At 72.5% G+C, this 7,802-nt stretch carries 7 protein-coding genes; 2 read left to right on the top strand and 5 right to left on the bottom strand.

The genetic code is table 11. From position 1 onward, the window contains the following. The first annotated feature begins 83 nt into the window (after window positions 1–83). Window positions 84–1,403: an RICIN domain-containing protein gene (locus tag ACFU6K_RS23560; protein WP_380666058.1), complete on the top strand. Its 1,320-nt coding sequence runs from the start codon at window positions 84–86 to the stop codon at window positions 1,401–1,403. A 126-nt stretch (window positions 1,404–1,529) separates the two neighbouring features. Here the strand turns inward: ACFU6K_RS23560 and ACFU6K_RS23555 are convergent, their stop codons facing one another. The 3 genes from ACFU6K_RS23555 to ACFU6K_RS23545 all read right to left on the bottom strand — a co-directional run bounded on the left by ACFU6K_RS23555 (window position 1,530) and on the right by ACFU6K_RS23545 (window position 4,726). After that, on the bottom strand, window positions 1,530–2,630 hold the full coding sequence (locus tag ACFU6K_RS23555; RefSeq protein ID WP_380666056.1) for a pyridoxal phosphate-dependent aminotransferase: 1,101 nt from the start codon (window positions 2,628–2,630) through the stop codon (window positions 1,530–1,532). Window positions 2,631–2,805: 175 nt separating this feature from the next. Next, window positions 2,806–3,582, bottom strand: a complete 777-nt coding sequence (locus ACFU6K_RS23550; protein ID WP_380666054.1) for an SDR family NAD(P)-dependent oxidoreductase — start codon at window positions 3,580–3,582, stop codon at window positions 2,806–2,808. A 43-nt stretch (window positions 3,583–3,625) separates the two neighbouring features. Next, window positions 3,626–4,726 carry an SIS domain-containing protein gene (locus ACFU6K_RS23545; protein WP_380666052.1) on the bottom strand — a complete coding sequence of 367 codons (1,101 nt, stop codon included), beginning with the start codon at window positions 4,724–4,726 and terminating at the stop codon, window positions 3,626–3,628. Window positions 4,727–5,067: 341 nt separating this feature from the next. On the opposite strand from ACFU6K_RS23545, the gene ACFU6K_RS23540 reads away from it, so the two are divergent. Further along, window positions 5,068–5,733 carry a LysE family translocator gene (locus ACFU6K_RS23540; protein ID WP_380666050.1) on the top strand — a complete coding sequence of 222 codons (666 nt, stop codon included), beginning with the start codon at window positions 5,068–5,070 and terminating at the stop codon, window positions 5,731–5,733. A 431-nt stretch (window positions 5,734–6,164) separates the two neighbouring features. Here ACFU6K_RS23540 and ACFU6K_RS23535 read toward each other — a convergent pair whose 3' ends face one another. Continuing rightward, window positions 6,165–6,827: a 2OG-Fe(II) oxygenase gene (locus ACFU6K_RS23535; protein WP_380666060.1), complete on the bottom strand. Its 663-nt coding sequence runs from the start codon at window positions 6,825–6,827 to the stop codon at window positions 6,165–6,167. A gap of 289 nt (window positions 6,828–7,116) precedes the next feature. Beyond that, window positions 7,117–7,802, bottom strand: a 686-nt coding sequence (locus tag ACFU6K_RS23530; RefSeq protein WP_380666048.1) for a thioesterase II family protein, incomplete at its 5' end; no start/stop codon positions are given.

The raw sequence follows: 7,802 nt of genomic DNA, 5'->3' as shown, positions 1-7,802 counted from the left end.
GGGGCGCCGCCGGGGCGGTGGGGAGGGCCCCCGTGGGGCGGGGGCCGCCCGGGGGGGGCGCCGCGGGGCCGCGGCGGGCCCGCTTGCTGGAGGCGACGCGCTGCCTGGACGAGGTGCGCCGCATCCGGGAGAGCGCGCGCGACGCAGGACGGACCGCGGAGCAGGAGCAACGCGCCATGGGGCTCCTGGTCAACCAGGAACAGGCGGCGGCCAGGGCCGACGGTGACCGACAGCCGGGAACGGAGCCCGCGGTGGCCGACGGGGCGCCGGCGCATCTGCCCGTGCTCCGGCGCCTGAACACGGACCTCCTCGCGGTACGCACGGCCCTGGCCGGCCGGTACCTGGAGGTGGCCCGGATGGCCCCGGCCTCGACCGGCCCCGCGGTTGTCCGCAGTGAGCTGGTCCCGGTCACGGACAAACGCCCGACCGGCGCCTTCGCACCGGGCCCGCCGTTCGACGACCCGCCAGCCGTCGGTGCACCGGGGCGTCGGGCCGTCAGGATGGGCGCGGCCGTCGGCGCGGCGGCGGTCCTGGCCGGAGCCCTGGTCCTGGCGGGCGTGCTGGTGGGCGTACAGCTGCGCCCGGTGCCCGCCTCCTCCGGCGCGCTCCCCCTGGCGGTCGGTACCGACGCCTCGCCGACGCCCGGTGCGAGCACAGGCCCGGCCGCTCCACCGGCGGGCAGCCCGTCGGCGCGGCCCCTCGGCGACGGTCCGGCCACGGCGTCGACCGCGCCCCCACCGGACGGCGGGCCGGCTCCGGCGGCGGTGACGCAGAGCGCACCGGCGTGGCCCGGTACGGCGGTTCCCGGTGAGCCGCCCCGTGCGCTGTCGGAAGCCACCGGCCCTCCGGCCGCGACCGGGGGCGACCGACCCGCACCGCCCCCGGCACCCACCGCCTCCGCCTCCGCCTCCGCGTCCGCGTTCCCGGCACCGGGGCGCCTCGGCGGCACCCCGTTCGTCCCGCCGACGGGATCGGTGGCGATCAGGAACAGCAACAGCCTGCAGTGCATCGCCACGCCCGGCGGAAGCCGGGAGGAGGGCCTGCAGGTCCAGCAGTATCCCTGCGGGGACTTCCCCGACCACTTCTGGCAGACCCAGCAGGCCTACACGGACGCCGACGGCGACACCTACTACCGGATCGTCAGCTACAACAGCGCCCTCTGTCTCTCCGTCCAGGACTCCAGCACCGAGGCCACCGCCCAGGTCGTCCAGTCGGCGTGCAGGAACAACCCCGGGCAGGCCTGGAAGATCGAGAAGTGGCCGCACGGCATCCGCTTCGTCAACGGCAACAGCCGCCAGTGCCTCGCCGTCTCCCACGGCAGCAACGCCCCGCAGGCCCCGCTGATGCAGTACCCGTGCGGCGACTACCCGGACCACCACTGGGGCTACGGCCCACGCCGCTGAAGCTCGGCCCGGGGGCGGGCCGGTTGGGCAGCGCCGCCCGCGGCTGTCGGCCGGCCGCCGGCGAGGCGGGCGGCCTCCGGTGTCTCGCCGCGGTGGGGCAGCGGCCGGCCGGCACGACCGCGGCGGTCAGGGCCACTTCACCTCGGAGAGGTGTTCCTCCACGCGGAGGATGTCGGCGTCGGTCAGGGCGAAGCACGCGCGGACGTAGGGATAGGGGGCCGCCCCGAGATGGAAAGCGTCGGCCGGGATGGTGGCGATGCCGGCGGCACTCAGGATCGTCTCCGCGACCTCGACGCTGTCGCCGCCCAGCGGAGTCCCGTCCACCAGGAGGTAGTAGGCGCCTTCCGGGTCGTTGGTCGCGAGGCCCGCGTCGCGGAACGCCGCGGCGATCCGGTCGCGCTTGCGACGGTAGTCCTGGCGCGTCCGCGCGTAGAAGGAGTCCGGCAGGGTGAACGCCCGTGCCGCGATCTGCTGCAGCGGGGTGGGGGCGCACACCGACAGCGCGTCGGCCGCGATGCGCAACGGCGCGATCAGCTCCGGGGGTCCGGCGGCGTAGCCGAGCCGCCATCCGGGGATGCTGTAGGTCTTGGAGAGGCCGGAGACGGTGATCGTGCGGTCGCGCAGCAGGTCGAACGAGGCCGGCGAGTGGTGCGGTTCGTCCCCGTAGTAGAGGTGCTCGTAGATCTCGTCGGTGATCACCAGCAGGTCGCGGTCCGCTGCGAAGCGCGCCACCTCCTCGATCTCGTCGGGTGACATCCGGTGGCCCGACGGATTGCCGGGTGTGCACAGCACGATCGCCCTGGTGCGGTCCGTGGTGGCCGACTCCAGGGCCGACCTGTCGAGCCGGAAGTCGGGCGCGTCCGTCCTGACGGGTTGGGGAACGACGCCGTGGATCTCCGCCACGGTGCGGTGGTAGCCGTAGAAGGGTTCGGGCAGGAGCAGGCCGTCTCCCGGGTCGAGGTGGGCCAGTACCGCCGCGTTGTACGCGCCGGTGGCGCCGATGGTGGCCACCACCCCGTGCTCCGGGTCGGCGTGGACTCCGTTGTACTCCGCCAGCTTCCGCGCGATGTCCCGCCGGAGGACGGCGTCTCCGTGGGCGGGGCTGTAGGAGTGGTCGGCGGACGCGAACCGCGCGGTCGCGTGGTCGAGCAGGTCGTCCGGGGGCGGCGTGCGGGACAGGCCCTGGCCGAGGTTGATGCCGCCGACGGCGACGCATCGCTCGGTCATGGCCCTGATGGTCGACTGCCGGAACCCGTCGAGCCTCCGCGCGTGCGGCTTCATCGGTGCCTCCTCCCGTGTTCGGGCCGGTCGTGGGGTCGGTGGGTGTTCATGCGGTGGGTGTTCACTCGGTGATTCTTCGCTCGGTGATTGTTCGCTCGGTGGCTGTTCATGCGGCGGCTGTTCATGCGGCGGTCCATCCGCCGTCTGCCTCGATGACGGCCCCGTGGACGTAGCTGGACGCCTCCGAGGCCAGGTACAGCACGGTCCCGACGAGTTCCTCGGGCCTGCCCCAACGGCCGGCGGGTACCCGGGTGAGCAGGCCCGCACTGCGCTGCGCGTCCGTGCGCAGGCCGGCGGTCAGGTCCGTCTCGAAGTAGCCGGCGGCGATCGCGTTCACGTGGACACCCCGTCCGGCCCACTCCGCCGCGCAGGCGCGGGTGAGCTGCACCAGTGCGCCCTTGCTCGCGGCGTAGGCGACGACGTTGCGGCCACCGCTGTGGGCCAGGACCGATGCGATGTTGATGATCTTTCCGCTGCCCTGCCGGAGCATGGCCCTCCCGGCGGCGCGTGACACGAGGAACGCGCCGGTCAGGTTGGTGTCGATGACGCGCTGCCAGCTCTCGGCCGGGTAGTCCTCGGCCGGGAACCTGTCGATGATGCCGGCGTTGTTGACGACGATGTCGAGTCCGCCGTGTTCGCGCACCGCGCGGGAGAGGACGTCCTCGACCTCTGCCTCCCGCGTCACGTCCAGCCCGACACCGACGGCGGATCCTCCGTCCACGGCCAGTTTGCCGGCGACCGCGTCTGCTGCTTCGCTGCTGCGCCCGGCGACGATCACTCTGGCACCGGCGCGGGCCAGGCCGGCCGCGATGGCCTGGCCCAGCCCGCGGGTGGCCCCAGTGATCAGGGCCACCTTGCCTGTGACGTCGAACAGGTGCAGCGGACTGGTGTCATCCATGTCCGCCACCACAGTCCTCTCTCCGTCCTCTTCGTCCCGGGTGTTACGCCGTCAGCTCGGACTCGATGGTGGTGCTGTGGTACCAGGGGTTTCCGGCGGATTCGGAGATGAGGTCGCGCGACCGCGTCTCGTGGTGCCGGCCCAGGCGGAGTGCCGCGTGCTGCACCACGTTGAGGGCGGTGAAGTACTTCCGGAGGAAGTCTCCCTCCGAAAGGTGCACCCGGGAGAACCGGATGTTCCGGTTCTCCGGTCGGTCGTCCGTCAGCAGACGCTGCAGGTTCTCACCCTTGGCGAGGGTGTACTCGTCGTCGTCCGCGTCGGAGAACCAGACGGTGCTGTGCTTCCGCACCGGATCGGAAAGCGTGGCCACCTCGCTGTGGCAGAATTCGTGGAAGTAGTTCCGGGCGGTCGGAACCATGGCCATTTCGTTGAAGTGCATCTTGGCCAGCTTGAGCAGGCTCTCGTGCCACTTCGGGGACGCGATCATGATGATGTTCGCGTCCTCGCTCGCGTCGGCGATCCGACGGGCGGCCTCGCGGCCGCTCTTCTCGAAATCCGCCTCGAGCAGGTCCGCCAATTCGCCCAGCCGGGCGTGGTGGTCGTCGCTCAGCACCCCGAATTCGTGGAACATGTCCATCAGGATGGCGAAGTACTGCGAGACGTGGAAGAGCGGGTACTCGCGGTCCGGTTCGCGCAGCCGCCAGTAGGCGATGGAGGCGCCGTCCGCCCGCCCGAGCTCGGCCAGTTTGCCGCCGGAGGTGAGCAGGAGCACCTGGTCCCGGACGGCGCGAAGCCGCTGGTAGGCGAGGACCGGCTCCTGCGAGTGCCCGCTGTACGAGCTGATGATGTACAGGGTCGCCTCATCCTCAAGGACCGAGGGGGCGGCCAGGAAGCGGAAGTCGTAGTCGTTCACGACGTGCACTTCGAGGGGCAGGCCGATCTCCGTGAAGTAGCCGCGGACGATATCCGAGACGATGGCCGAGCAGCCCATTCCGGTGAAGACGATGCGCTTGAACCTCCCTTCGGAGAGACGCTGTCGAAGGTCCGGGGTGACGTCGTCGAGCGAGTACTCGTCGGGCTTCGTCAGGCCGGCCCGGTACTCCTTCTCGATGAATTCCTCGTAGCGGTCGAGTCGAGACTTCATGCGATCTCACTCCATCACGGTCGCGTGCGGGTCGAAGAAGTCGTGCGACTCCGGATGCCGAACTCCGGAGACCCTGGTTGCTTCGGGTGATTCGACTCTAACAAGTGCGGAAGGCCTCGTGGCATTCACATCGGTAAGTCTGCGAATCGACCAGGGACCGCATGGTCCGATTTTGCCGGTCTCACATACTGAGAGGGATTCCGACGGAATATGAGAACGGCAGCGGCAGTCGAACGGACAAGTCCCCTGAATGCAGACGACCGCCACGCTTCGGGACACGGAGAACCGGCCGTTCTCACCAACTTGCCCAAAACCCTTCTCAACCACGCCATGATTGGTGTATGACTGCGCAGCTACTGACGTTCGTACTCGCTTCTCTTCTGATCATCGTTGTCCCGGGCCCCGACCTGGTGCTCCTGCTGCGGAACGCGGCACGGGGCGGCCGCCGGGGAGCGGCCGCGACCGCGATGGGGATCATGCTCGGCAACGCGGTCCTCGCCGGCGCGGCCGTCGCGGGCCTGACCGCGCTGCTCACGGGTTCCGAAGTGCTCTACACCGCCGTGCGGATCGCCGGCGCCCTGTACCTCGCCTACCTGGGCATCCGGTCCCTGATCGACTTCATCCGCCTCGGCCGGCGCGAGGACGGAGGTGGCGACGCGGCGGCCGCGCAGCCCGCCGGTCACGGCCGTGGGGGCGCTGACGGGGCCCCGGCCACCGGGGCGGACTTCCGCCAGGGCCTGATGAGCAATCTGCTCAACCCGAAGGTCGCCGCCTTCTACCTCTCCCTCTTCCCGCAGTTCCAGCTGCCCGGCATGTCCGAGCTCTCCCAGCACGTGCTCCTGGCCGGGCTCTTCTGGCTGCTGGCCCTGGCCTGGTACGTCGTGGTGGTCGCGGTCCTGGGCGCGATCCAGCGCGTCCTGCTGCGGCGCAAGGTGCAACGGGGGCTGTCGGGGGTCGCCGGGGTGGCGCTCCTCGGGCTCGGGGCGGCGATGGGGGCCCGTCAGTAGCGCGCTCCCGACCCCGGTGGGGCGACGGCCGGCGGCCCGGCAGCTGGACGGCGCCCGGCGCGATCTCGCGGCGCCCGTCGCCGCCGGGCGGTAAGGCGGTGCCCGCGGCGGGCCGAACAGGCCGGGTGGTGGTCACGCGGTGGGAGGCGGGAAGGAGTCGGTCCAGCCGGACGCGATGCGCCAGGTGCCGCCGTCCGCGCTCGCGCCGCGTACGCCGTCCAGGACGCCCGGCCCGGCGAGCGCGGCGGCGACCGGCTCGGCGAGGGACGCGAAGCCGAAGGTGCGGTCCGGGCGCCAGGGGGTGCTGTGGCGCAGGCGTCGGGCGAGTTGGGCCCAGCCGAGCGGGGCGGCGGCGATGACGAGGGCGTCGGGTTCGGGGGTGGTGAGGCGGTGGGAGCGGGTGTGGCGACGACGGCCATGGCGGCGGGGTCTCAGGCGTCGTGGAAGACGAGGCCGAGGGTGTGGCGGCGGCCGGTGCGCACGGTGCTGACGCCGTGTCGGACGGGGCCGGCGCGGAAGCCGCGGGCCGAGGGGACGGGGCGGTCACGGGTGGTGAAGACCAGGCCGTGGCCCTGGGGGACGACGGTCGCGGTGCCGCGGGACTGGGCGCGGGGGCGCTGTTCGACGAGGAGGAACTCGCCGCCGGTGTAGTCGGTGCCGTGGGCGTCGAGGCCGATGACCACCTGGAGGGGGAAGACGAGGTCGCCGAAGACGTCGCGGTGCAGGGCGTTCCAGTCGCCGGGGCCGTAGCGCAGCAGGATCTGGGAGCTCTTGTCCTGGCCGGCGGCGTGGCACATGGCGGTCCACTCGGCCAGGGTGTCGGGCCAGGGGGCGGGGCGGCGGAGCTGGTCGGCCCAGGCACGGGCGATGGTGAGCAGGCGGGGGTAGAGGGCCTCGCGCAGGGCGGCGACGGGTGCGGGCAGGTCGTGGGTGAAGTAGCGGTACTGGCCGGAGCCGAAGCGGTGGCGGGCCATGTCGACGGTGGTGCGGAACAGTTCGGGCCGGTCGTAGAGCGCGGCGAGCTCCCGGCACTGGGCGGGCGACAGCAGGGGCCCGGTGAGCGCCACCCCGTCCCGGTCCAGCTGCTCCCGCACGTCCTGCCAGTCGACCGGGGCGAGCGCGGGCGGGACGGCCGGGCCCGGGGAGGCCGGGCCCGGCGCGGGTGCCGCGGTGGCGGGCGCGGCCGCGGTGGCGGAGAGGGTGTCGTTCACGGGGCGGTCCTTCGACGGGTGGGGACGAGCCGACGCACGGGCCCGCGGACTGAGCGGGCCGTGGCCGGCGTACGGTCGGGCTGTCCCGATCGTCACCCGTGGAAGGGGCCGTGTGCTGGCGGCATTCGGACGTCGCGTCGGGCGCCGCGTCCGACGGCGGACGGGTCCGGTGTCAGGGCGTGCGGGAGCGGGTGGGCGCCAGGTCCGCGACCAGCAGCGCCAGCAGGTCCGCCGGCGCCTCGATGAAGCGGTAGTGGCCTCCTTCCAGGAGTTCGAAGGTCGTGTCGCCGCAGGCCGGCCAGCCGGTCATCAGGGACGGCTCGATGCCCGTGTCCCCGGTCCAGCCGATGGCGGTGACCGGGCACGGCAGCCGGAATGGCTCGGCCACGTGGTACCGCTTGTTCATGTCGACGTCGTTGCGCAGGACGCCGAGGTAGAGCGCGAGCAGGCTCGGTTCCAGGGTGCCGCCCAACTCCGCGACGAGCCCGCGCAGTTCGTCGGCCAGCTCGTCGTCGTCCAGGCCGAGGAAGCGGCCGTAGGGGCCGTCCTGCGGCGCGACCTCGGAGGAGACGAACAGCCGGGTCGGGGCGGGGCAGCCCCGCTGGACCAGCCGTACGGCGGTTTCGTACGCCGCCAGCGCGGAGCCGCAGTGGCCGAACAGTGCGTAGGGACGGTCCAGGTAGGGGCGCAGCGCCTCGCAGAGGTCGTCGGCCAGCGCCTCGTAGGTGGTGTGGGCGGGCTCGCGCATCCGGTTCTCCCGGCCGGGCGGCTGTACGGGGCAGACCTCGACGCCGTCGACCGAGGACGGCCACTGGCGGTACATGGTCGCGCCGCAGCCCGAGTAGGGCAGGCAGAACA

Origin of the sequence: Kitasatospora sp. NPDC057512, from assembly GCF_042802135.1 — a bacterium.
GTDB lineage: Bacteria > Actinomycetota > Actinomycetes > Streptomycetales > Streptomycetaceae > Kitasatospora.
Note: the sequence above shows the minus strand (reverse complement) of the source record. Positions and strands in the feature narration are given on the sequence as shown.

What these genes read in the sequence shown, in the direction of transcription:
- ACFU6K_RS23555 (WP_380666056.1), bottom strand. Translation starts at nt 2,630, where the DNA reads ATGACCGAGCGATGCGTCGCCGTCGGCGGCATCAACCTCGGCCAGGGC.
- ACFU6K_RS23540 (WP_380666050.1), top strand. Translation starts at nt 5,068, where the DNA reads ATGACTGCGCAGCTACTGACGTTCGTACTCGCTTCTCTTCTGATCATC.
- ACFU6K_RS23550 (WP_380666054.1), bottom strand. Translation starts at nt 3,582, where the DNA reads ATGGATGACACCAGTCCGCTGCACCTGTTCGACGTCACAGGCAAGGTG.
- ACFU6K_RS23545 (WP_380666052.1), bottom strand. Translation starts at nt 4,726, where the DNA reads ATGAAGTCTCGACTCGACCGCTACGAGGAATTCATCGAGAAGGAGTAC.